Source organism: Belnapia sp., from assembly GCF_059504005.1.
The window spans coordinates 1-23,442 of sequence record NZ_JCACHU010000143.1 but is presented as its reverse complement, the minus strand read 5'-3'; the positions used below and the strand labels follow the sequence as shown (position 1 = coordinate 23,442).

The window sequence follows — 23,442 nt, the reverse complement described above, 5'->3', positions numbered from 1 at the left end:
GGTTGCGGTGATCTCTACCGCAGTCGGCTGTCTCATCGAACCGTGCCGCACCCCAGTCGTGCTGGCGCTCGGCGGCGTGCTAGGCGTACCGCTTGCGCTCGGCGCACCGCTTGAGACCGCGGACCGGCTGCTCAACCTTCTGTGCTGGCCGGTTCTGCTCGCGGTTGTCTCGATTGCCCTCGCCCTGGCCTACCGTCTCGGTCCGTGCCGGGAATGTCCGCGATGGCAGTGGGTCAGCTGGGGCGGGGTCGTGGCCGCCATCGCCTGGCTGCTTGGTTCGGCGGCGGTGTCGTGGTATATACAGAGAGTAGGCGGTTACGACCGGCTCTACGGCTCGGTAGGCGGCGTGCTCGGTTTCATGCTGTGGGCCTGGGTGTCTTCGGTGGCCGTCTTGGTCGGGGCGGTGCTCAACGCCGAACTGGAGCACGAAGCTGGCCTCGGAAAGGAGGCTTCGCGGACCCGACCGTAGCCACCCTCGACCCCCGGCGTCACCCGAAGCATGCGGCTCGATCAAGAGTTTGTACTGGGGTCAGGCTTTTGAGGCAGGGACAGACGATGCGCCGCTGCCTGCCGCTGCGCAATCCATTTGTACTGGTGAAGCAGGTGGCGGCACTCGACCACATGAGCGGTGGGCGGATCGAACTCGGCATCGGCGTTGCATGCTTGTGGGAAGAGTTCGTCGCAATCGGGGTGCCCTTCGAGGAGTGCGGGCGCCGTGAGGACGAATATGTCGCGGTCATGCGGGCGCTCCGGCACAAGGGCAGCGCCGCTCTCGCCGGCTGCTACGTCGCCATCGCCGGGTGAGCTGCAATCCAAAGCCGTGGGCGAGGGCGATGCTCATCGTCGTCGTCGGCCATTCGAGGTAGTGGTCCGGCGGATCGGCTCGGCGACGGCTTCTTCGCCCGCGATCAGCACGCAGGCCGACACCATGCCGCTGATCGAGGTAGTGCGCCGCAGCGCAGAGGCATCGGCGCTCGAGCCGGGAGTCATTGAAATCCTCATCGGGTGCCCCGGCCCCTTCCCGGCTCGGGCCAGGATGCGCGGGCGGCGGTGGCTGGTGGGAGAGGCGCCGCCGCGGCCTCGGCCGGGTCATACTGCTTTTCGATGCTTTCCCGCCCCGTTTTAAAGAAGAGTCTTTCGCGTTCCGGCAATACGGTCATCTGCGCCTGCGCGGCGTGAAGACTCGCTTCCACCCACAACTCGGGAGCATACGCCCAAGGTGTAGTGGCGTCTTCCAGTCTCCACGCTTTTGTGCGGGCCCGGAAGACCTCTCGAAGTAATGCGGCCAGGCTTGAACAGGTGTTGGGTCTGGCGTCATCATCGGCATCTTGAACAGGCGCCCCGCCAAGGCTGCTCATGCCGACCATTCCGGGAGGATTGAACGCTATGCCCGACATGACGCCCGCTCCGGCCGCCCGAACCTTCGACGCGCTCATCATCGGCGCCGGCTTCTCCGGCCTGTATCAGCTACTATGCCTGCGTGACAGGTTAGAGCTGAACGTCCAGGTCTTGGAAGCATGTGATGGCGTGGGCGGCACCTGGTACTGGAACCGCTACCCCGGCGCCCGCTGTGACTCCGAAAGCCATTCCTACAACTTCACCTTCTCGAAGGAGCTGTTCGAGGAGTGGGAATGGTCCGAGCGTTACCCGGAGCAGCCGGAGATCCTACGATACCTGAACCATGTCGCCGACCGCTTCGACCTGAAGCGCAGTATCCGCTTCGGCACCCGCGTCGTGGGCGCCCGCTATGACGAAGCGGCCAGGTCCTGGGCCGTGACGACCGAAGCCGGCGAGAGGTTGACGGCGCAGTTCCTCATCACTGCCGTGGGCTGCCTTTCAACCGCCAACGTGCCGGCCTTTCCTGGCCTCTCCGACTTCGCGGGCCGCTGGTACCACACGGGGCAGTGGCCGCATGAAGGCGTGGACTTCCGGGGAAAGCGCGTCGGCCTTGTCGGCACGGGCTCTACCGGTATCCAGGCAACACCTGTCATCGCCGCCGCAGCGGCGCATCTCACCGTGTTCCAGCGCACGGCGAATTACAGCGTGCCGGCGCACAATGCGCCGCTGACGTCCGAATTCAAGCAATGGGTGAGGAGCAACCACGCCGAACTCCAACGCATCATGCAAAGCACCCCCAACGGCCACCCTTTCGTCATCGAGGACCGGTCGGTCTGGGAGGTGACTGCCGAGCAGCGCCAGGCCATCTATGAAGCAGCCTGGGCCAAGGGAGGGCTGCAGTTCCGCGCCGCTTTCCGCGATCTTCTGATCGATAAGGAAGCGAACGACACCGCGGCGGAGTTCTTGAAGAACAAAATCCGGGAGATCGTTCAGGACCCCGCTACGGCCGAGCTGCTGGCCGATATCGATCACCCCTATGCCGCCAAGCGTCCGCCGATCGACAGCGACTACTTTGCGACATTCAACCGTCCGAACGTCACGCTCGTCGATGTGCGCCATGCGCCGATCGAGCGTATCACGCCATCGGGCATCCGTACGGGGAAGGCGGAGTACCCGCTCGACATCATCGTCTTCGCCACCGGCTTCGATGCCATGACCGGCCCGCTGCTGAAGATGCACATAGAAGGCCGGGACGGCCTGGCTCTGGCCAAGGCCTGGGAGGCTGGGCCGCGCAACTACCTGGGCCTGCAGGTGGCTGGGTTCCCAAACCTCTTCACCATCACAGGACCCGGCAGTCCCTCGGTGCTCTGCAACATGCCGGTCGCGATTGAGCAGCATGTCGAATGGATCACCGCCTGCATCGCCCAGCTGCGTGCGGAGGGCCTGGCGCAGATAGAGCCGACAGAGGCCGCGATGGACGCCTGGGTGGCCCAGGTCAATGACGCAGCACGGTCAACCTTGCTGCCGCAGGCCCGTCATTCCTGGTATCTCGGCGCCAATGTGCCAGGCAAGCCGCGGGTCTTCATGCCCTATGCCGGTGGGATGGCGCGCTATCGTGCCATTTGCGACGAGGTCGCCGCCAGGGGTTATCCCGGCTTCCTGCGATGCGGATGAAGCGCTGAAAGGCTAGGAGGCAAAAAGGCACTGATTCGGCATTCAACCCGGGCGCATCCATGCCCGACCTGTTCCGCCCCTACACCCCGAGAGGGGTGACCCTCCGCAACCGCATCGCAATGTCGCTATGTCAAGGCCTTCCATCGCATCGTCCCAAATCAGGACAAACCAGCTGCCGACCTCCTCGCTGCCCTCATCGGTTACCGATGACGAATCTAGACCCGTGTTCGCCCTGGAACCATGCGCCAGATCACCCCATCCCGCTTGACGAGAGCATGATACAGCGCGCCCGATACATGCGTTGCGATCAGTGCCAGGAGCAGCGCCGCCACGACTTTGTGGACGCCGCCAATCGTCTCAGCCGCCGCCTGGTCGGGGGCGAGTAACCTGGGCAAGGGGATGAGCCCGAGTAGCCGAGGCGTCGTCCCATAGGCGTTTGCGGCCATCCAGCCGATAAGCGGCAACAGGATGAGTACGAGGTAGAAAGCCCAGTGCGTCGCACGCGCAAGGATGCGCAAGCCTGGCGAAAGATCGGCTGGGGCCGGCGGCATTGGGTGGGTCAACCGCCAGGCAAACCGCAGCAGCATGACGAGAAGGATCGTGGAGCCAGTGGCGAGATGCCAGGCTGCGATGCTGTCTTCCGCCGACTTGGGCAGAATGGAAGGCAGCACGAGCGCGATGGTGACCTGGACCAGAACCAGTGCAACGACAAGCCAGTGGAACGCGCGGCTCACCGGGTCGTAGGGCTGCCCGAGCTCCATCGGCCCAGATCTCGCCTGCTCGCTTGCTGACATATCCATTGTTCCTCCGGCCTCCGGCTATCATAAAGCCCCAGCGCTTGGGGGTTCCATGCTCTGCCCCATATCGTGCTTGCAAAGGCATTTGCGACCTGGCCGCGACCTGCAGCTCGGCGTGATGTTCCCATCTTGCAAATACCTCTGGGCGTGGCGGGGCAAACAGTTTGATCGATCCGGACACAAGTATTGAAGCCTACCTGGCGAAGGATAGCCAAGCTTCGGGAAGTACCCGGTTCACCCGCCCGGCAGTGACCGCATCCCGCGCTGCTGAGCCATTGGGGCTGCGTCGGGCCTTCGTTGCCGCCCTGGCTGTCGGCATCGCTCTCATGCTCGCCGTGCTTGGTTGGCATGTGCTGGCAGCGGGTGGCTGGACATTCTGGGAAGCTTTAATGATGGCTAGCCTTGCCGCGAACGCACCATGGCTTGGCCTGACCGCTGCGACAGGGCTTGCCGGCCTCGCCATCCTGCTCTTCGTAAGGCAACCCTCGGCTTATGTTCTGCCAGCGCTGAGGCGGGCTGACGCCATGGTCCACGACCGGACGTTGCTGGCCCTCTGCGTGCGGCTGGAAGACATGGAGGCGGTCCTGCCGCCCTTGAGTTGCCTGCTGCAGGAGTTGAGGCTGGAGCATGGCGACCGCTTCGTTCTCGGCATCCTTTCCGACACGCCGCCGGGCGAAAAGGCGCGGGCAGAGGCGGAGGCGGTGGCGGCGATTGCCTCCCAGTTCCCGACAGGCGCGGTGCGCTACCGGCGTCGGGCCGAAAACCTTGGCTTCAAGGCGGGCAACTTGATGGAGTTCCTGGACCATCACGCCGCCGGCTTCGAATATGCGTTGGTGCTTGACGCGGACTCCAGCATGTCGGCCAGAACCGTCGCTCGGCTGGTTCGCACCATGCAGGCTGAGCCGCGCATGGCGATCCTGCAGACAGCGGTCTCCGGCCGCGGCGTGCAGACGTGGTTTGCCCGACTCTTTGGTTTCGGCCAGCAGCACGGGACGCGGGCTTGGGTCACGGGCCAGGCCTGGTGGCTGGGACCTTCGCAGCTCTACTGGGGGCACAATGCGCTGATCCGCATCAGCGCTTTCCGCCGCGACGCAAGACTGCCGATACTTCCGGACGGTTCCTGCATCCTCAGCCATGACTACGCCGAAGCAGCGCGGCTGCATGCCCGCGGCTGGGCGGTGCGGGTGCTGCCGGAGGATGCCGGGTCTTGGGAGCGGCACCCGCCTGATCTGATGGCCCTGTTCTCCCGCGATCTGCGTTGGGCTGCCGGTAACCTTCAGTACCGGCACCTGCTGCTACGGCCCGAATTCGGCAGGCTGGGCCGGCTTCAGATGCTGGAGGCGATCCTGCATTATGCGCTGGCGCCCCTGCGCTTTGCGCTGCTGCCCATGGCCGCGCTGAATGTCGCAACCGGAGGCGGCGAGGGGACCCCACGCGGAGCACTTCTCCTGTTGCTTGTCCTCGGCTTCGTCGTGTCAAACCTGCCGAAGCTTGCTGGCTATGGCGAGGCGCTGCTCCGGCCCGGCCACTTCAGGCGCGCAACCCTGCTGCGTAGCATGGCACGGGAGATGGTGCTGGGCTTCATGCTCGACACATTGGAGGCATTCGAGCGATCGGTGACCTTGTTGCAGCTGGCACGCGGACGCTTCGGCGGATGGACGGTGCAGCCGCGGGCGGCTCGAGAGGTTACCTGGACAGGGGCGGCACGTCGGTTTGGCGCGCACACCGCCATTGGGCTTCTAATCATGGGATGCTTCGGCATGGGCAGCAGCTTTGCGGCGATCGTGGCATTGCCTGCCGTTTCGGGGCTGCTCCTCGCCATTCCCCTTGCCGTGCTGACCGCACGCCCCTTTCGCAAAGCCGGCCGTCAGGCCGGGTAGTGATGGGCTCCGTTGACAGTGCCGAGTGAGTGCACGGAAGCCGACCGAGTTGGCATGAATTCTCGGAGAAGTTCTTGGGTGAGCTACAGTTCGGTTACGGGGATGGCGGAGTTCGCGAGTCAAGGGTCAGTGAACGCGGGATCCCGTGCGACAACTCTATCCAGGTAAGAAGAGCCTCGATGGAACGGTGGAATTCTCCGAGCTGCTTCGGGGCACCAGGAGGTTCCTCGAAACGTATGGAGCGCCGCGGGCTTGACTCGCTGGCCGCATGGGCAAGTTTCCGCCATCACCGATGGCATGATCCTTTTGAGCCTGCATACGGCACCAACGCCTTTTAGACTTGGAATGAGAACATGCACGGCTCGACGGTGGTCTTCCTGCAGTTGCGTCATCACCGCTGATTGTCCTAGGGGTCTCGGGTGCTGGAAAGACTTCGCCCGTTCGTGCGTGGGTGGACGCCGTCACCTTTGCCGTCCGGGTTGACAGCAGGGGTCCGTGCCAACCTGACGGCCCGCCCATTTATTCAGGACGGCGCAGCACATAGGCGTGACCATCCCACAAAGTGAAAGGTTGCTCGCCCGCCACCTCCAAAATGAGGTCGTGCGCCGCGGCCCAATCGCGCGCCGCAAGGACATCGGCTGCTATGTCGCCGTCATAGGAGAGGTTCAGCACCACCAGCGCCCCGCCCGGCCGCAGCGCCTGCACGGCCCCGGTGACATGCCGCGCGACCACTGCCGGGCCCAGGCGCACGATGTAGGGAAAACTGTCGACGGCAAGCACCAGGTCGAGGCTGCCGGCCGCAAGCCCATCAAGATCCTGGCCGGCGGTGTGCACCAGACGCAGGTTGGGCAAGGATGCGCAACGCGTTCGTGCCTGGGCCAGCATGCCCTCCGAAATATCCATGCCCAGCACGGAATGCACGCGTGGTGCCAGTGCGGCGGCGAGACGACCGATGCCGCAGCCCAGGTCGAGTACGTCGGCGCCTTCGTGCAGCAGCCTGCGCGCGTCGAGCCAGTCAACGATCTCTGCGGTCGCGGCAGCCAGGATCGCAGGGTCGCCCAGCGAGTACAGGGCCACGCTGGCTTCGGACGATTTCGCCACGGCGCGGTCGAAGAAACCCGCGATCTCCGCCGCGCCGCTCAGCGGGTCGGTTGCCAGGCGTGCGTGATTGCTGCCCTCGCGCACCACATCGGCCGAAAGGCGTTCCAGTTCCGGGCGCCGTCCCTCGAGCAAGGCGACGAGCGCCTGCCAGCGCGGAGTGGGAAGCTCGGGGCGCCGCTGCTGCAATAGCGCGGCGATACCATCTACGGTGACATGGCCGAGCAGGAGACGGCTTAGCGCTACCTCGGGCGAGATGAAGCCCGCCAGGCAGAGGCCGACAGGGTCACCGTCGAGCGACAGCGGGGGTTTGCGTTGCAACGGACTCGGCCTCCTCATCCCGCCTGCGCGGAGTGCGCCACGGACGACGAGTAGTGCCGCGGGGGATGACAGTCCATCCTGCGGTCCAAGGAAATTGGCGTCGGGGCAAGGCCGCTTGCACCCAGAGAACGGGACGTGGCGTGGACTTTCGGTTCCGGACAGGCTTCCTGCTGAAGGTCTGACAGGGCGTTGGATATGCTGGCCCTCGAACTGCGCGGCGCTCGGCTAGACTGGGGCTGGGTTCAGCCTCTTCGTCCAAAGGATTGCCACGCTGGCCCATGGGCACATGCAAGCTATGGGTCTCGAGGAGATCGCGGTGGGCCTTGGCGGCATGGTGCGACCTGCGGGCGGAGCGTCAAATGCAATCGGGAGGCGGACGTCGTCCGAACGCTCGATCGCGCAACCAAGGACGCGGCGCGGCCAAGCGTTTGGGCTCACCTCCGCCTCAGCAAAGCCGCTCAAGATGACGATTTAGCTCAGGCTCATCATCCAAAGCCGGTCCGGCTCCCGCCAGCACAACATCCTTCGCTAGGTCGGGAAAGATCTGTCCGTCGTGCCCGCTGTCGGTCGTGGCGATGCGTTGTCGAAGAGCGGCCTGCATCCAGCGCCAGCGATAGGCCCCGAACTCGTCGCTGATCGTGGCAATAACCTCGACCAGGGCAATCTCGGTCCGCGGCGCGGCGCGCCGGACGATCATGCGATCCGCATCGCCAGGCATTTCCATACGACCGAGTTATTGGATCAGGTTGCGGGAGGGTTCATGGCGTTGCGCCAACCCGTACGGGAAGTCACCACCCTCAGATTGCCAAAAGACCTGGCGGTTGAACTCGGCGCTGTGATCAAGTGCCTCACGATAGACCTCCATCCCTCGGAAGCTCGCCGTTCCGGTCACTCCCAGCTCGCCGCGTCCTTTGGTCCTGCCCAACGCCGCACTGCCCAACTCGCCCCCTTGAACCTGCCGAGGCGGCCAGCTGCCCTTGCTGGATGCGGGTGACATCCGCGGAACTGCAACATCATTTCCCCATATTGGGAGCGTGATGGCCGGAACTGCGATGGATACGGCCGGTTGTCTCGCCTGCCCACGAAGGAGTTCGCAACCGATGGTCCCCGCACGGCCGCAGGGGGTCATGGCCCCGAATACCTCTGCAGGGGGCGCCCTGACAGCCGCCGATGCCGACGCCTCGGGCTGGCCGGGGTTGGCGAGGGTCGCGGTGCTCCTTGCCATAGTTGTGGCTGCCTTGATCCTGCAGGCCTGCACGATCCCGGAGCGTGTTCCCGAGGCGAGGTCCGCTGCGGCAGGCGCCGAAGCGCAGCCATCCGCGCAGCCGGACTCGATGCTTTTCCCGGAACGCTTCGTGGAGGTGGATGGCGTCACGCTGCGCTTCGTGGAAAAGGGCGCGGGCGCACCGGCGGTGGTGATGCTGCATGGGGACGGATCCATGATCGAGGACTTCGCCACCAGCGGCCTGCCCGAGCTTGCCGCCACACGGCATCGGGTCCTGATCTTCGACCGGCCCGGCTACGGCCGCAGCGAGCGACCGCGGGACCGGGCCTGGACGGCAGAAGCCCAGGCAGACCTGCTCGCCGCGGCGCTCGCGCAACTTGGGGTCGAGCGGCCGGTCTTGGTCGGCCATTCCTGGGGTACGCTCGTCGCGCTCGCGCTGGCGCTTGATCACCCGGATGCGGCGGCAGGCCTGGTGCTGGTCTCCGGCTACTATTACCCCATCCCCCGCCCGGCGGCTGCCCTCGCATCCCTCCCTGCGGTCCCGGTGGTGGGCGATGTGCTGCGCTACACGGTCGCGCCCGTGCTCGGGGCGGTGCTCTCGCCCGGCGTGATCGCCGCATCCTTCGCGCCGGCGCCGGTGCCGCCCCGCTTCGCCGCCGGCTTCCCGGTAGGGCGCACCCTTCGCCCCGGGTACATCCGGGCGAGCGCCGAGGACAGCGGCTTCCTCATGCCGTCGGCCGCCACCTTCGAGCACCGCTACGACGAGTTGCGGCTGCCGGTGGCGATCGTGGCAGGTGCGGAGGACAGCATCGTGGACCCCAAGCTGCACTCGGTTCGACTGCACCGCGAGATGCCGGAGAGCATGCTGCGGGTCGTCCCCGGGGAGGGCCACATGGTGCACCACGGCGCTGCCGGTGTGGTCAACGATGCCGTGGGGCGCGTCGCCCTGTCCGCCCAGCGGGGCCAAGACCGCATGGCGGCGATGGGTCAATCGGCCCCGAACAGGTGAGACATCGACATGACCTTTTCCGATAACATGCAAGACCCGTTGACCTGGCAAGGTGTCCTGCTCGCCATCCTGGCCGTCCTCATCGTCCTGGCGGCGCTGAACTACGCCGCCGCGCGATGGGCGGAGCGGCGAAACCCGCCCCGGGGCACCTTCCTCGAGGTCGACGGCATCCGGGTGCACTACAGCGACCGGGGCAGCGGGCGCCCCATCGTCCTGGTGCATGGCAATGCCGTGACCGGCGACGACTACAACACCAGCGGGGTGGCCGAACGCCTGCTCGAGACCTCCCGCGTCATCATCTTCGACCGGCCCGGCTACGGATACAGCGAACGGCCGCGCTGGCGCCCCTGGGCCGCCTTCGAGCAGGCCGAGTTGCTGCACAAGGCCCTGAAGCGGCTGGGGGTCGAGCGGCCGGTCGTCGTCGGTCATTCTTGGGGGACGTTGGTCGCCCTCGCGCTGGCCATTCGCCACCCGGCCGACACGGCCGGGCTTGTGCTGCTCTCCGGCTACTACTTCCCGACCTTCCGCCTGGACGCGCTGATGGTGGTGCCGGGCGCAACGCCGATCCTGGGTGACATCCTGCGCTACACCGTCTCGCCGCTCTTCGGCTGGCTCACCATGCCGCTGACCAAGCGTGTCATGTTCGCGCCCGCGCCGCTCACGACGCGGTTCAATGCGGAGTACTCCATGGCGATGGAATTGCGGCCGTCCCAGATCCGGGCAACCTGCGTCGACGGCACATGGATGGTGCCGAGCGCGATGCAGCTTCGCCCGCACTACGGCGGGTTGTCGCTGCCGGTGGCGATCATGGCCGGAGACGGCGACAAGATCGTCAGCTACCGACTTGCCGAGCGGCTGCACGCCACGCTTCCCGGCAGCACCTTGGAGATCGTCAAGGGTGCCGGGCACATGATCCATCATGTCGCCACGGATCGGGCGGTGGAGGCTATTCTCGCGGTGGCGGCGAAGTCGGGTGAGCCGCTCGCGCCGGAGCTGTCGCGTTCCGAACCCCAGCTGGCCACCGGCGGTTCAGCCGCCGGCTGATACCGTCGGCTGGCGTCAGCAGTCGTTCATGGCTGGGGGCTGCCGAGCGTGGCCGGGTTTTGGACCATGCGGCGGGGCGAATCTCAACGGCGTTCGAAATCGAGACGCTCGTCGATGGGCAGGCCGAGCAGGTGGCGTCGCAGGCAGTCGAGCCCCAGCTCGATGGCGCCCAGACGAACCCATTCCCGCCCGCCGACCAGCCTGGCCTCCCGCAGGACGACGCCGCCAGGCTCGGCCAGGCCGATGGCGATCGAGCCGCCTTCTGCCCCATTCGCCTCCGCCTCCAGGGTAACGGCCACGACCAGGGCATGAGTGGCGCCGCTCCTGGCCTGCAGGGCCGTGGCCAGGGCCTTCGCCATTGCCGGCGCCGCCTCCTCCCCAAGGGGCGTGCCGACGGCAGCCGCCAGCTGGCCCGGGTTCCGGCTGACGAGGCCAAGCCGGACCGTTTCCTCCGCCCCCCGCACCTGAAGCAGGCGCGAGGCGATGGCGCCGCCGGTGAGGGTCTCCGCCAGCGCCAGCGAGCCGCCACGCCCGCGCAGCGCCTCGAGGATCACGGCCTCCAGGCTCTGGTCGTCCTCGGCCACGATGAAGTTGCCCAGGCGGCGCCGGACCTCGGCCTCGATCGGCGCGAGGGCGCGATCCAGCGCATCCGGATCGCGGCCGCGCGCCGCGAGCTTGGTCTCCAGCTCCGGGTAATGCGCCTGGAACCCGAGCTTCACGCTCCCGCCCGGCGCCAGCGCCTCGATGCCCGCCAGCAACTCGTCGGCGCGGGACTCACCGATGCCGAAGGAATGGAAGCGCTTCAGGCGGGTCACCCCGCGCAGCCCGGCGCTGGCCAGGAGCCGGGGCAGCAGCTGCTCATCCAGCATGCGCCGCATCTCCCGTGGCACGCCCGGGGTGAAGTAGAACCGGGCGCCCGCGATGGTGACCGCGAAGCCGCAGGCCGTGCCGATCGGGTTGTCGATGAATTCCGCGCCCTCCGGCAGCATGGCCTGCTTGCGGTTGTTGGGCGGCATCGGCCGGTTGCGCTGGGCATAGAACGCCTCCATGCGCGCGAGCCAGGGCTCGTGCAGCGCAAGAGGAACGCCGGCCGCCTCGGCCGCAACCTCCTGCGACAGGTCATCGACCGTCGGGCCGAGCCCGCCATTCACGATGACGGCCTCGGCCCGCGCCGCCGCCTGCCGGAAGGCGGCCAGCAGGCTCGCCCGGTCGTCGCCGACGGTGGTGCCCCAGCACACCTCCAGCCCGACCTCGCCGAGGCGCCGGGCGATGTGGCTATAGTTGGTGTTGACCGTCTTGCCGGTCAGGATCTCGTCGCCGGTGCACAGAATCTCGATGCGCATGTCGTTCCTTCGCGGGTTTCGTGTGCTGGCGGTGCTGGTCGGGCTGCTGCTGGTCGCCGGCCCGCCTGCGCTGATCCTGGTGTATCGCATCCTGCCGCCGCCGGTGACACCGCTGATGCTCATCCGCCTCGCTGAAGGGCACCCCCTGCGGCAGGACTGGGTCCCCTATGGCGAGATCGCGCCCGCCCTCGCCGAAGCCGTGATCGCGGCGGAGGACAACCTGTTCTGCGAGCAGGCCATCGGCTTCGACGTCAAGGCGCTGCGCGGCCAGATCGAGGCGTGGCGGCGCGGCGAGCGTCCGCGCGGCGCCAGCACGATCACCATGCAGACCGCGAAGAACCTGTTCCTCTGGCCCGGCCGCGACCCCGTCCGCAAGCTGCTCGAGGCGTGGCTCACCCCGCAGCTCGCCCTGCTCTGGCCGAAGCGCCGGGTCCTTGAGGTCTACCTGAACATCGTCGAGTTCGGCCCGGGCCTCTACGGCGCTGAGGCGGCGGCGCAGAGCTTCTTTGGCCGGCCAGCCGCATCGCTGTCCAGGCGCGAGGCAGCCCAGCTCGCCGCGGTGCTGCCGAACCCGCTCGCCTGGTCCGCTGCGAGGCCGAGCCCCCATCTGCGCGAGCGCGCCGGCATCATCGAGCGCCGCATACCGCAGATCAGGCCGCTGCTCGCCTGTGCGCAGTGACCTGCCATGGCATCAGCGTTCCGCCGGCTTCGCGGCGTCGACGCGCAGGATCTCGACCCAGGGCGGGCTGAGCAGGATCTCGCTGAACGCGCGCATCCATTCGCCCGCGTCCTTGTCGGCATTCCCGCCCCGGTGGCGCAGGGCCTCGAGCTGATCGAGGCTTGTCAGCTCCACCTCGAACTGGAGGGCCGCCCCGCCCTCGCCGCGCGTCAGGGGCACGAGGAGGCGGGCATTCAACCCCTGTTCGCGCGCGGCCTCGACCTCGCGGCGGATGAAGGCCAGGCCGGTCTCCCGGTTCACCGGCAGCAGATCGTAGGAGAAGCGGGCAAGAAACATAGCGCACGTCGCGGATCGGGTTCGGCCAAGGCCAAGGTCAGCAGCAGCGCAAGCCGTTGCTGCCATAGCGGGCGGACTGGCGGTCGCGGACGAATTCGGCATAGCTCATGACGGGCTTGCCCGGATGGGTCCGGGCCATATGCGCCAGGTAGTCCTCGTAACGCGGCACCCCGACCATCAGCCTTGCGCCATCGCAGAGGCAGCGCAGGAGGCCGCCGAAGCGCAGGGGCGCGGCGCCGGCCGGTGCAGGGTCGGCGCTCATTCCGCGGCCACCGGATGCGAGCCCGTGCCCCCGGCCTCATGCGCGGTCCAGCCCTCGGCCCGCCAGGCTTCCAGGCAGGAGCGGATGCCGAAGGCGATCATGCTCACCACCACGCCGACGAAGAGGGCCGCCAGCGCGGCGTCGACATAGTCGTTCAGGACCACCTGCCGCATCTGGTCGAGGTTTCGCGCCGGCGCCAGCACCTGGCCGGTCGCCAGGGCCTCCGAGAAGCGGCCTGCATGGGAGAGGAAGCCGATCCGCGGATCGGGATGGAAGATCTTCTGCAGCCCCGCCGTCAGCGTGCAGGCGACCAGCCAAAGGGTCGGCAGGATCGTCACCCAGGCATACCGCTCCCGCTTCATCCGGAAGATCACCACGGTGCAGAGCATCAGCGCGACCGCCGCCAGCATCTGGTTGGAGATGCCGAACAGGGGCCAGAGCGTGTTCACGCCCCCCAGCGGGTCGGTCACGCCCTGGTAGAGGAAGTATCCCCAGGCGCCGACGCAGAGGGCCGTGGCGACGATGTTGGATACCCAGCTTTCCGTCTGCCGCATGGCCGGGATGAAGACGCCCAGCAGGTCCTGCAGCATGAAGCGCCCGGCCCGGGTGCCGGCATCCACGGCGGTCAGGATGAACAGCGCCTCGAACAGGATGGCGAAATGGTACCAGAAGGCCATCATCGCCTTGCCGCCCAGGGCGGAGGCGAAGATATGCGCCATGCCGACGGCCAGGGTCGGCGCGCCGCCGGCACGCGAGATGATGCTGGTCTCGCCCACATCCTGCGCGGTCTGGGCGATCTCGGCGGCGGTGATGGGGAAGCCCATGCCGGTCACCGCAGCTGCGGCGCTCTCCGCCGTCGAGCCGATCAGGGCGCCCGGGCTGTTCATGGTGAAGTAGATGCCGGGCTCGATCACGCAGGCCGCCACCAGCGCCATGATGGCGACGAAGCTTTCCATCAGCATCCCGCCATAGCCGATGAAGCGCGTATCGGCCTCCAAGCCGATCAGCTTCGGCGTGGTGCCGGACGAGATCAGGGCATGGAAGCCGGAGACCGCACCGCAAGCGATGGTGATGAACAGGAAGGGGAACAGCGAGCCGGACCAGACCGGACCGGTGCCGTCCACGAAGCGGGTGACGGCCGGCATCTCCAGCCGCGGCGCCACGAACAGGATGCCGATGGCCAGGCCGAGGATGGTGCCGATCTTGAGGAAGGTCGAGAGGTAGTCGCGCGGCGCCAGCAGCAGCCAGACCGGCAGGATGGAGGCGACGAACCCGTAGCCGATCAGCAGCCAGCAGAGCTGCGTGCCGCTGAAGGTGAAGGCTGCCGCCCAGCCGGGATCCGCGGCGACCCAGCTGCCGCCGAGGATGGCCAGCATCAGCAGGACGAAGCCGATGGCCGAGACCTCGCCGATCGCGCCCGGCCGCAGGTAGCGCATGTAGAGCCCCATGAAGGCCGCGATCGGCACGGTCGCACCGACCGTGAAGGTGCCCCAGGGGCTCTCGGCCAGGGCCTTCACCACGATCAGCGCCAGCACCGCCAGGATGATCACCATGATCATGAAGGTGCCGAACAGCGCGATGACGCCAGGGACGGCGCCGAGCTCCGTCCTCACCAGCTCCCCCAGGGAGCGGCCGTCGCGGCGCATCGAGACGAAGAGCACCATGAAGTCCTGGACCGCGCCGGCGAGCACGACGCCCGCCAGGATCCACAGCATGCCCGGCAGGTAGCCCATCTGCGCCGCGAGCACCGGCCCGACCAGCGGGCCGGCGCCGGCGATGGCCGCGAAATGATGGCCGAACAGCACGTACCGGTTGGTCGGGACGTAATCGAGCCCGTCGTTCCGCCGCACCGCCGGGGTGGGCCGTGCCGGGTCCAGGCGCATCACATGGTCGGCGATGTAGAGGGAGTAGTACCGATACGCGACCAGGTAGACCGAGACCGCGGCGACGACGACCCAGAGCGCATTCACCGCCTCGCCGCGCTCGGTCGCGACCACGGCGAGGGCGGCGGCGCCGACCAGGCCGAGCAACGCCCAAGGCAGATGCCTGAGGACACCGGATGTCGGCATGGCCATATCGCTCCCTTGGGGTCGCCCGCCGGCTGGCGCCGGGGAACGCCCTCGGCCAGGACAGCGCATCCCTTGCCGCGGGGTTGCATGCGGGGCGCGGGCCCGCTCGCGGCCGCCGGCCGTAAAGGCTGGCATCCCGGCGGAGGGATGCGCCACACTGCGCCCCAGCGCCTTCTGCCGGCGGCAAGGCCGCAGGCCGGCAGCCCAGGCGATGTTGGAGGAACGGCAGCCATGGCCAAGGACCGCAGCCACCATACCAGCATCGGCAACCACCGGCTGGCCCCGGAGACGCTGATGCTGGGCTACGGCTACGACCCCAGCCTGTCCGAGGGCGCCGTCAAGCCGCCCGTCTTCCTGACCTCCACCTTCGTCTTCCGTTCGGCCGAGGAGGGGCGTGACTACTTCGACGTGGTGGCAGGCCGGAAGGAGGCGCCCGAAGGCGGGGCCGGGCTGGTCTATTCCCGCTTCAACCACCCCAACAGCGAAATCGTCGAGGACCGGCTGGCGATCTACGAGGATGGCGAGGCGGCACTGGTCTTCGGGTCGGGCATGGCGGCCATCGCCACGACGATCCTGACCTATGCCAGGCCAGGCGATGCCGTCCTCCACAGCCAGCCGCTCTATGGTGGGACGGAGACGTTGCTGGCCCGCACCCTGACCGAATTCGGCATCGCGGCGGAGGGATTTGCCGACGGGCTGAACGCCGCGGCCATCGGCGAGGCCGCCCGGCGTGCCGAGGCCAGGGGGCGCATCAGCGTCATCCTGGTGGAGACCCCGTCCAATCCGCTGAACAGCCTGGTCGACCTCGTCCTGGTCAATGCCGAGGCCGACCGCATCGCCGCGAGCCAGGGCCACCGGCCGGTCGTCGTCTGCGACAACACCATGCTCGGCCCGGTGTTCCAGCAGCCGCTCCGGCACGGCGTGGATATCGTCGTCTACTCGCTGACCAAGTATGTCGGCGGGCACAGCGACCTCATCGCCGGGGCGGCCATCGGCAGCAAGGCCAGGCTGCGCCCGATCCGCCTCCTGCGCGGCGCGATCGGCACCCAGCTCGACCCCCATTCCTGCTGGATGCTGGGCCGGTCGCTGGAGACGCTCTCGCTGCGAATGCGGGCATCCGCCGCCAATGCGGATGCGATCGCGGGCTTCCTCGCCGACCACCCCAGGGTGGCCGCCGTCCACGCGCTCGGCCGGGCCGACCCGGACGGCCCGGCGCAGCACGTCTATGGCCGCCAGTGCAGCGGCCCGGGCTCGACCTTCAGCATCGAGATCAAGGGCGGCGAGGCCGAGGCCTTCCGGGTTTTGAATGCGCTGCGCGTCTTCAAGCTGGCCGTGAGCCTCGGCGGGACCGAGTCCCTGGCAAGCCATCCGGCATCGACCACCCATTCAGGGGTCCCGGCGGAGCTCAGGGCCCGCATCGGCGTGACCGAGGGCCTTATCCGCCTCAGCGTCGGCATCGAGCGGGTGGATGATCTGATCGCCGACCTGGCGCAGGCCCTGGCGCAGCTGGACAGCGACGTCCGCAAGCCTTGACCGCATCGGGTGGCATTGTCCGGTGGTTCGACCGGCGGGGGGAGGCCGCGTCACGGCGGCTGAGCGGCGTCGCACCGATAACGAAGTCTGGCCCCTCATCCCAGGTCCGAGGGATGCTGCGACACTTTGTCCTGCTGCTGCTATCGCCCCTGCCGCTGCTCCCCCTTTGAAGCGAGGACGCGTATGGATTCCAGCTACCGCTTCGGGATCGAGGAAGAGTACTTTCTCGCCGACGCCACCACCCGTGGCACTCCCCGGCGGGCGGTGAACACTTTCCACGCATCAGTCCGTGCGCGACTGCCCGGCGTCGAGCGTGAGCTGCTGAAGAGCCAAGTCGAAGTGGCCTCGCCGCCCTTGACCGACTTCGCGGAGGCACGCGAGGTGCTGGCCGCGCTGCGCTCCGGTCTCGCGGAGGTTGGGCGCGAGCACGGCATACTGGTGCTGGCCTCCGGCACGCATCCTTTGGCTCTCTGGTTGCGCCAAGCCCATACCGAAGCCAAGCGCTACGAGGAGTTGATACGCGACCTCAGGATACTGGGCCGGCGCAACGTCGTTTGCGGCATGCACGTCCACGTCGAGGTTCCTCGCCCCGAGGCGCGGGTGGACCTGATGAACCGCCTGCTGCCCTTCACCCCGACACTGCTGGCGCTATCCACCTCCTCGCCATTCTGGCAGGGGCGAGCCACGGGGCTGTCTGGTTACCGGCTTTCGGTGTTCGGCGAGATGCCGCGAACCGGCCTGCCCGATCTGTTCGAGGACGAGAAAGACTACGCTCACTACGTCGACGTCATGGTTCGATCCGGAGCGATCGCCGATTCCAGCTTTCTGTGGTGGACGCTGCGGCCGTCGCTGAAATACCCGACGCTGGAGCTGCGAGTGGCCGATGCCTGCACACGGCTAGGGGATACCATCGCCATAGCCGCGCTGTACCGTTGCCTCGTGCGTCTGGTCGACCGTCGGCCGGAGCTCAACCGACGACAGACGGGTGCCTCGCGGGCCATCGCGGCGGAGAACCTGTGGCGGGCTCAACGTGATGGCGTACACGCCGTCATGGTGGATGGGGTCTCGGCGGAAACGGCGCCGTTCCATGTACATTTGGACGGTTTGCTGGAACTCGTAGCCGAAGACGCAGACGCACTGGGCTGCACGGCTGAGGTAGAGGCCGTCCGCGTCATCGCGGCCGAAGGCACCAGCGCCGATATGCAGGCAAAGGTGTTCGCCGACGCACGGAAGCGCGGAAGCAGTGAGCGCGAAGCGCTCCAACCTGTGGTGGACTGGCTGGCCGAGGCCACTGCGTCCGGATAACGGCACAAACTGAGCAAGGTGCTGCCCCATGACGAAGAGGCGGCACGCGTCGTTGCTCTCGCCGCCTACGAGATGGCGGGCGCGACCGAGCTCTGTAAAGAGCAGCTGACGCGGACTGCTGGCCTTGCGGCAGCGCTGTTGGGAATGTCAGTAGCCCTCGCATCCTTGGCAGACCGAAGCCAGTAGCGTTTGCCTGGAAGTGGCGTCGACACCGGGCGAGACGCCCATATGCGCACCTCTTGGTCAAAACCGACAGTGGTCTTGGCAGCTCTGTTGCGACGCTGGATCCGGGGTTTGTTAAGAATCCGCCTGTGACCGGCTCGCTCAAGATCCTGTTTCACGCTGAGGCACCGCCTGGCTGGCCGACCACGAGTCTTCGTCCGGGTGCCCTATGCTCGATTGACGGCGTGTCACGTCCGCATCCCAACCCTGCTCGCTGACTTAGCGGTCATGGCCAAGCCAACCGTGACGCGGCGTCGCTTGGAAAACTTGTCCCAACCAATGAGAGTGTGCACCCGATCTGCCATCTTGGCAGAGCGGGCTTGCTGGAGGCTGCCACATCGGAGGCGCGGTTACGTGACTGCGCTTCACCGTCCGTCCAGCGGCCGCGCCGCTGCGATCGACCCGGCCAGTGCAGGGGGGGTGCGGCCGCTCCCTTGATAGAGCCGATCTGAGAATCTGCAACGAAGCCCCTTGCTGCATCGCCTTGCTGGCAGGAGTGTCGCACGGCTGGCTATCACACGGCGGCCCGGTACTTTCCAAGACGTCTTCCACGCTGCCGCCCACGGCGTCCCTTCAGTCACCGATTCACCCTGATGGGCAGAGCCCGACCAGGGCTGCAAAAGAGAGACATCGTCAACACGAATGTTGCCATCACCGTGTCTAATCGAAAGAAGATGCTGGTGCCACGTAACGGCGTCAGCTTGTTGAAGCTTTCTGCCACCATCGCCGTCGTCGCTAGTTCGTGGCGAAGGTAGTGAGCAACTGACTCGGCCGGGTTGGGGTAGAGGTGCGCCGACTGATGCACGCCATCAATTCAATGGATGCGCTCAATGCCAAGCTGCGCCGTGCGGTGCGTGCCCGCGGCGACCTCCCGCACGACGTGGCCGCGCTGAAGCTGCTGTACCTGGTGTTGAACCTGGCCTCGAAGGAGTGGAGGATGCACCACGCCAATGGATAGCCACCAAGGCGCAGTTCGCCATCCTGTTTAAGGACCGCTTCGCTATCGCCTGATCAACACGGTCCGATAGACGGAAAATCTGATAGTCTCGCGGTCCGCTAATCGGTATGAGCTACCGCCACCGCTCGGCGCTCACTCGACGGCCCGCAGGCGCAGAATGCATGTCAGCTCAGCACGATGTCGCGGTCAGCCAGAAGGGCGCCCGTCTCGATTCGGTCCGCCTTCCCCAGCCGCAGCATGACCGCGTCGCGCTGGAGGGGATCGCGCAGGGCGTTGAAGAGGCCGTCGCGCTCGTTCAGCGGCTCGCCATCAACATAGAACTGCGTCACCAGCGGCTGGCGCCCCGGTGCAGCAATCGCCGCATGAATATGCGGCGTCCGGCCCGGATACGCTGCAGGACGAATGGTCCGGAACGCGTAGCTGCCGTCAACGCCAGCGACCACACGCCCGCGACCCTGGAAACTCTCGTCGCGTCTGCTCTGCTGATCGCGCGGATGGCGATAGCGGCCGAAAGCGTCGCATTGCCAGATCTCGACAACGGCGCCCGGCACGGGCGCGCCACCGACGTCCAACACTCTTCCACGCAGATGGGTCACCACCCCTTGCCCCGTCGCCGCAGCGCCCGTCACCCGAACGAGGTCACCATCCGCGTCGCCCTCCCAATCCATCGGATAGAAGGGGCCGGCGGTCTGCCGTGGGGTCGGCACTAGGCTCGGAGACTGCGCTCTCGTCCAGCCGGTGAACCCTGTCCCTGCGATTGCAGCCAGTGCGCCCGTGGTCAGCATATGACGGCGGCTGGGCAGAGGAGGTGTCGGAAACAGCACAATAGCCTCCTACGGCGGCTTTGGTCCTGTACATGGCTGTCCTGACAGAATTGCACAAGGCGCAAGCACCAGAAGCCAATAACCATCAAGGGCTCGATGGTGTTCGAGCGAGCGAGGAGTGCCGCTACCCTCCGGCTGCGGCATCTGGGCGCATGAGACGGTCGCTACTGCATGGCGTGGGCTGAAGCCTAACCCGCCCCTCATGTCACCGACGCATAACGGCAAGAACCTCCCCAAGCCGCCGCCGTGCTTCTTCTTCAATCCGCAGCCAAAGACAGGCAAGGTGAGCTGTCGACACGCGCTCCTTGCATGCCCCTGAGAGATCGCTCCGCTGGCGTCATGCCCAACGCCTTGGGCTCGAAGAAGCCAAGACCTACGGGCCCAGGCCGCGAACCGTCTGGCATAGCCGAAGCTTAGTACGGAAAAGGAACTTCGCGGTGCCCCTGAATGCGGGCAACCCTCCCAGATTGTTCGATATCCATAGTCGGACGGCGCAAACGCGGGCGGCGGAAGGTTTTCTGCCACCTCACCGGCTAGTCTGTTCCCGCCCTGCCGTCGCGCGCCCGGTTCGGCAGCTGGCCAACTGGCTTCACCTCGACGGGCGCGACCCCGTCCTGGCGCATGCCAAGCTCCTCGGCCGTGCGCGGCGAGAGGTCGATCACCCGCCCCTGCACATAGGGACCGCGGTCCTCTATCACCACGCGTCGGGTCTCGCCTGTCTCCCGATTCGTGACGTCCGCAACGGTGCCGAGCGGCAGGGTCTTGCTGGCCGCTGCATTGGACTGCGGGTCGAAGCGGTCGCCGTTCGCCATCGGCCGACCCTCGAAGCGTTCGCCGTCGTAGAACGACGCGTTGCCGCGTTGTGCACCGGGCTCGGCATGCACGGGCCGTGCAAGCCCCGAGCAGACAATCAGGGCAGCAGCCACAAGGGTGACATGCAGCGGCATGCTTTGCATCTGGCGCCTCCTCCTTCGTTGACTGGGCGCCAAGACGCGATCACCTTCGACAAGTTGCAATGCATGTAGCGGCATGGACTAGCCATCGCCGGCCGTCGACCTGCCCATCGGAAAGCAATGACATGGAGTTCTTCGGTCAGCCTGCTCCGGGTGCTACTCGTCCGTTCAGCCGCATGGTGAAGGCAGGTGGCCTAGTTTGGGTTTCGGGCCACTCGGCGCCGCACGACCCGGCCCGCGGTGTTCACCGCGGCGCTACCCCGGCTGAGGAGGTGCGCAATGCTCTCGCCTTCATCGCGGACTTGCTGGCCGAGGTTGGAAGCAGCCTGGACCGAGTGGTGCAGGTCACGATGCTGATCAGCGACCGGGCCGATTACGCCGCCTGCAATGCCGAGTACGTCAAGCACTTCCCGGGTGGGTTGCCGGCGCGGCATACCGCTCTGTTCGGCGTCCCGACCGAGGCCCGGGTGGGCTTCGCCTGCATCGCATTAGCGGATGATGCCGAGGTGTCGGCCCCTCGGTGAGGCCCAGAAGGCGAGGATGGGAACCAAAGCCTTAGGGCGGTTTCCGTTCGCACTGACTCATGGAAGCCGCTCCCGTCTATTGTTTGGCCGAGCAAATACCTCCGATCACGTGTTTCCATCTGTTCGGAGTTTGCTCTAGCGCCTGCGTCCGCCACCGTGTTCCAGATGTCGCCGCAGCAGCGCAATGTTGCGCAGGTTGGCCCGAAGGAAGATATCGCCCAGGGCACCGGCCACTGGGACTGCACTGATCAGACTGTCAAGGGCGACATTGCCGGCCATGCGCAGTACCAGCGACGAGGGTGCTCCCAGCCGGCGGGCCTCCCAGATCAGGTAGGCTGATACGACCGTGCCGGCGACCGGCCCAACGGCCGGGAGCAGGCTGAGGAGAGCGTCACCGCCGAACCTGATGCGGGTGCCGGGGATCCGCCATCGGCCATCGAGCAAGCGTGCCATGGCTTCCAAGCGAGCGAGGGCTTTGGCATCTGATCTGGCGCCATCTGTCGTGCCGGCGGGTGTTGGTGTCGTCCTTCGCATGGTCTCCTGGCACATAAGGGGCGGCTACAAAGGCAACGTCCGGGTAACGGTTTGGTGCCCCACGCTGTTCACCGCCGACCAAAAGTTATTGGCCGGCGGTGAACAGGAGGCCGAACTGCAATGGATGTGAAGCAGGCTCAAGCACCAACTTTGCGTTCGCGCCTGTGAGGTATCACAGGCGACACCTTCAGGATGGGTGGGGCTTGGCTCGTTGGGTCGACGCAGTCATGCAGCATCGCTTGAGGGGAGACGTTTGTAGGGTGGATTAGTGCAGCCCTCCACCAGACGTCAGCCGAGCGCGGCAACAGTTAGGCCACGATGCGGTTCCTCGTTGCTCATTTCGGACTCGAACTCGCAGAATTTCCAACCGCCTGCGCGCCTAGGGCACGACAACCCGGATCATGAACCGTTGGGTATCGTTCACCTCGGCCGGAATGGCGAGGAAGCGATGCTGGTCGGATGAGGACTTGTTGGGTGCCTCATCATATATATTGACGGCAATCACCGATACCACGGAGGGCTTGCCGTCTGACCGCATCCCGACGAGTTCGATCCGCACACTTCGCCGCCCTGGAGTGCGCTTCACGGTCGAGGCCGAGAAGGTGTAGCTCCCCATCCGGTCGCCGCTCTTTGGCGCTTCCACCTGGGCGATGAGCAGGTTGTTCACCCGCACGCCTGCGCCGCTATACTCAACGTCGGGGAGGTCTTTCGCATCCACAATCTGCCACCCACTGTCGAACTGCTGAGCTTGGGCAAGATACGGAACGCAAGCCAGGACGGTGGCCAGCAGCATTCTGCGCATTGTCTTGGTCCTCCTCTCTGCGCGTGGATCCTAACACTCACGACAACAGAGCCAACCGGGAATGATCCAGTTTACCCGGCATTTTTGATCCATGCCGCTCCCATCTCAGGAATGGTATCGCCGAGGTTTTCTACACGGGCGCGCGACTGTCTTCGTCCGAGTGGGCAATGCCAGGATTTTTGTTTGTCACGAAGTCGTCGCGCCGCGGCGAGGATGCAGAGATGGAGGAATGCGGGTCACTACGCATCTCCCTACACAACAACGCCGTCGCAGTTCGAGGCGCGACCCACGGCCTGTTGAATCAACTAAAAACGTCGTCTCGCCACTTTTCTGCTTCGTGATCCACCTGTGGGTGCTGCGGATGCTGTCCCCGGCGCATGTGGACTGCGCGTTGTCTCGGCACTACGGCTCCTTTGTGGTGGGCAGCCCCGCAGGGACAGAAAACAACTATCGAATGGAGGCGCCGAAGCTTGGCGAAAACCCACCGTTAGGCCGCACCAGACATCGGCTGGCGGTCGATTATTGGGTCAAGGTGTGACCATTTCCTCGCTCGGCTTTCCTGGCCCCCGCACCCATCGAGGCCATGGCGTTGTCCGGCCAGGGCGGAAATGCACGCCGCCACTCCGCCACCTTGGGCGAGACCGCGACACGTCGCCCAGGCTCTGTGACCGGAGTGGCTGGCTGATCCATTCGGTTCTGCATCGGTCGTTGG

Annotated in this window: 23 protein-coding genes and 1 pseudogene; 13 read left to right on the top strand and 11 right to left on the bottom strand. The window is 66.5% G+C overall.

Annotation, left to right across the window (positions count from 1 at the left end; genetic code table 11):
• From AC5JJ1_RS20305 to AC5JJ1_RS20295, 3 genes are all read left to right on the top strand, one after another.
• On the top strand, positions 1-469 hold a 469-nt coding region (locus AC5JJ1_RS20305), incomplete at its 5' end, for a YihY/virulence factor BrkB family protein (protein WP_495786931.1).
• Positions 470-555: 86 nt separating this feature from the next.
• Positions 556-804: an LLM class flavin-dependent oxidoreductase gene (locus tag AC5JJ1_RS20300; protein ID WP_495786930.1), complete on the top strand. Its 249-nt coding sequence runs from the start codon at positions 556-558 to the stop codon at positions 802-804.
• A gap of 582 nt (positions 805-1,386) precedes the next feature.
• Positions 1,387-3,012 carry a flavin-containing monooxygenase gene (locus tag AC5JJ1_RS20295; protein WP_495786929.1) on the top strand — a complete coding sequence of 542 codons (1,626 nt, stop codon included), beginning with the start codon at positions 1,387-1,389 and terminating at the stop codon, positions 3,010-3,012.
• Positions 3,013-3,227: 215 nt separating this feature from the next.
• Here the strand turns inward: AC5JJ1_RS20295 and AC5JJ1_RS20290 are convergent, their stop codons facing one another.
• Positions 3,228-3,806 (bottom strand): cytochrome b, encoded by a 579-nt coding sequence (locus AC5JJ1_RS20290; RefSeq protein WP_495786928.1) that lies wholly within the window; start codon positions 3,804-3,806, stop codon positions 3,228-3,230.
• A gap of 167 nt (positions 3,807-3,973) precedes the next feature.
• Here AC5JJ1_RS20290 and mdoH point away from each other — a divergent pair, with 167 nt between their 5' ends.
• A complete protein-coding gene (mdoH, locus tag AC5JJ1_RS20285) occupies positions 3,974-5,689 on the top strand; it encodes a glucans biosynthesis glucosyltransferase MdoH (protein WP_495786927.1) in 1,716 nt (571 codons plus the stop codon).
• A gap of 519 nt (positions 5,690-6,208) precedes the next feature.
• Here mdoH and AC5JJ1_RS20280 read toward each other — a convergent pair.
• Both AC5JJ1_RS20280 and AC5JJ1_RS20275 read right to left on the bottom strand, forming a co-directional pair.
• Positions 6,209-7,108 carry a class I SAM-dependent DNA methyltransferase gene (locus AC5JJ1_RS20280; RefSeq protein ID WP_495786926.1) on the bottom strand — a complete coding sequence of 300 codons (900 nt, stop codon included), beginning with the start codon at positions 7,106-7,108 and terminating at the stop codon, positions 6,209-6,211.
• Between the two features lie 445 nt (positions 7,109-7,553).
• A complete protein-coding gene (locus AC5JJ1_RS20275) occupies positions 7,554-7,805 on the bottom strand; it encodes a hypothetical protein (protein WP_495786925.1) in 252 nt (83 codons plus the stop codon).
• A 541-nt stretch (positions 7,806-8,346) separates the two neighbouring features.
• On the opposite strand from AC5JJ1_RS20275, the gene AC5JJ1_RS20270 reads away from it, so the two are divergent.
• Both AC5JJ1_RS20270 and AC5JJ1_RS20265 read left to right on the top strand, forming a co-directional pair.
• Positions 8,347-9,342, top strand: a complete 996-nt coding sequence (locus tag AC5JJ1_RS20270) for an alpha/beta fold hydrolase (protein ID WP_495786924.1) — start codon at positions 8,347-8,349, stop codon at positions 9,340-9,342.
• 9 nt (positions 9,343-9,351) lie between these two features.
• The gene (locus AC5JJ1_RS20265; protein ID WP_495786923.1) at positions 9,352-10,386 is read left to right on the top strand and encodes an alpha/beta fold hydrolase; all 1,035 of its coding nucleotides are present in this window, start codon (positions 9,352-9,354) and stop codon (positions 10,384-10,386) included.
• A gap of 83 nt (positions 10,387-10,469) precedes the next feature.
• Here the strand turns inward: AC5JJ1_RS20265 and AC5JJ1_RS20260 are convergent, their stop codons facing one another.
• Positions 10,470-11,729: a CinA family nicotinamide mononucleotide deamidase-related protein gene (locus tag AC5JJ1_RS20260; protein WP_495786922.1), complete on the bottom strand. Its 1,260-nt coding sequence runs from the start codon at positions 11,727-11,729 to the stop codon at positions 10,470-10,472.
• Between AC5JJ1_RS20260 and mtgA the strand changes: the two genes are divergently transcribed.
• The gene (mtgA, locus tag AC5JJ1_RS20255) at positions 11,728-12,408 is read left to right on the top strand and encodes a monofunctional biosynthetic peptidoglycan transglycosylase (protein ID WP_495786921.1); all 681 of its coding nucleotides are present in this window, start codon (positions 11,728-11,730) and stop codon (positions 12,406-12,408) included. The two genes, AC5JJ1_RS20260 and mtgA, sit on opposite strands and share 2 nt — an antisense overlap.
• A gap of 12 nt (positions 12,409-12,420) precedes the next feature.
• Here the strand turns inward: mtgA and AC5JJ1_RS20250 are convergent, their stop codons facing one another.
• The 3 genes from AC5JJ1_RS20250 to AC5JJ1_RS20240 are packed head-to-tail and all read right to left on the bottom strand — an operon-like array spanning position 12,421 to position 15,075.
• Positions 12,421-12,744 (bottom strand): hypothetical protein, encoded by a 324-nt coding sequence (locus AC5JJ1_RS20250; protein WP_495786920.1) that lies wholly within the window; start codon positions 12,742-12,744, stop codon positions 12,421-12,423.
• Positions 12,745-12,781: 37 nt separating this feature from the next.
• Positions 12,782-13,006 (bottom strand): YbdD/YjiX family protein, encoded by a 225-nt coding sequence (locus AC5JJ1_RS20245; protein ID WP_495786919.1) that lies wholly within the window; start codon positions 13,004-13,006, stop codon positions 12,782-12,784.
• Positions 13,003-15,075, bottom strand: coding sequence for a carbon starvation CstA family protein (locus AC5JJ1_RS20240; protein ID WP_495786918.1), 2,073 nt, complete (start codon positions 15,073-15,075; stop codon positions 13,003-13,005). Before AC5JJ1_RS20240 ends, AC5JJ1_RS20245 begins: the two co-directional genes overlap by 4 nt.
• 231 nt (positions 15,076-15,306) lie before the next feature.
• Here AC5JJ1_RS20240 and AC5JJ1_RS20235 point away from each other — a divergent pair, with 231 nt between their 5' ends.
• The 3 genes and pseudogenes from AC5JJ1_RS20235 to AC5JJ1_RS20225 all read left to right on the top strand — a co-directional run.
• The gene (locus tag AC5JJ1_RS20235) at positions 15,307-16,608 is read left to right on the top strand and encodes a cystathionine gamma-synthase family protein (RefSeq protein WP_495786917.1); all 1,302 of its coding nucleotides are present in this window, start codon (positions 15,307-15,309) and stop codon (positions 16,606-16,608) included.
• Positions 16,609-16,791: 183 nt separating this feature from the next.
• Positions 16,792-17,913 (top strand): carboxylate-amine ligase, encoded by a 1,122-nt coding sequence (locus AC5JJ1_RS20230; RefSeq protein WP_495786916.1) that lies wholly within the window; start codon positions 16,792-16,794, stop codon positions 17,911-17,913.
• Between the two features lie 1,006 nt (positions 17,914-18,919).
• A pseudogene (locus AC5JJ1_RS20225) lies at positions 18,920-19,146 on the top strand (transposase); the annotation flags it as partial.
• A 111-nt stretch (positions 19,147-19,257) separates the two neighbouring features.
• Here AC5JJ1_RS20225 and AC5JJ1_RS20220 read toward each other — a convergent pair.
• Entirely contained in the window at positions 19,258-19,878 is a 621-nt protein-coding gene (locus AC5JJ1_RS20220) for a dioxygenase family protein (protein ID WP_495786915.1), read from the bottom strand.
• 572 nt (positions 19,879-20,450) lie between these two features.
• On the bottom strand, positions 20,451-20,873 hold the full coding sequence (locus AC5JJ1_RS20215; protein ID WP_495786914.1) for a septal ring lytic transglycosylase RlpA family protein: 423 nt from the start codon (positions 20,871-20,873) through the stop codon (positions 20,451-20,453).
• Between the two features lie 122 nt (positions 20,874-20,995).
• Here AC5JJ1_RS20215 and AC5JJ1_RS20210 point away from each other — a divergent pair, with 122 nt between their 5' ends.
• Positions 20,996-21,394: a RidA family protein gene (locus AC5JJ1_RS20210; RefSeq protein ID WP_495786913.1), complete on the top strand. Its 399-nt coding sequence runs from the start codon at positions 20,996-20,998 to the stop codon at positions 21,392-21,394.
• Positions 21,395-21,529: 135 nt separating this feature from the next.
• On the opposite strand, the gene AC5JJ1_RS20205 is transcribed toward AC5JJ1_RS20210, so the two are convergent.
• Positions 21,530-21,847: a DUF4112 domain-containing protein gene (locus tag AC5JJ1_RS20205; protein ID WP_495786912.1), complete on the bottom strand. Its 318-nt coding sequence runs from the start codon at positions 21,845-21,847 to the stop codon at positions 21,530-21,532.
• On the opposite strand from AC5JJ1_RS20205, the gene AC5JJ1_RS20200 reads away from it, so the two are divergent.
• Entirely contained in the window at positions 21,846-22,058 is a 213-nt protein-coding gene (locus AC5JJ1_RS20200) for a hypothetical protein (RefSeq protein ID WP_495786911.1), read from the top strand. The two genes, AC5JJ1_RS20205 and AC5JJ1_RS20200, sit on opposite strands and share 2 nt — an antisense overlap.
• Before the next feature lie 249 nt (positions 22,059-22,307).
• On the opposite strand, the gene AC5JJ1_RS20195 is transcribed toward AC5JJ1_RS20200, so the two are convergent.
• Positions 22,308-22,721 carry a hypothetical protein gene (locus AC5JJ1_RS20195; protein ID WP_495786910.1) on the bottom strand — a complete coding sequence of 138 codons (414 nt, stop codon included), beginning with the start codon at positions 22,719-22,721 and terminating at the stop codon, positions 22,308-22,310.
• 361 nt (positions 22,722-23,082) lie between these two features.
• On the opposite strand from AC5JJ1_RS20195, the gene AC5JJ1_RS20190 reads away from it, so the two are divergent.
• Positions 23,083-23,268 carry a hypothetical protein gene (locus AC5JJ1_RS20190; RefSeq protein ID WP_495786909.1) on the top strand — a complete coding sequence of 62 codons (186 nt, stop codon included), beginning with the start codon at positions 23,083-23,085 and terminating at the stop codon, positions 23,266-23,268.
• Positions 23,269-23,442: the final 174 nt, after the last annotated feature.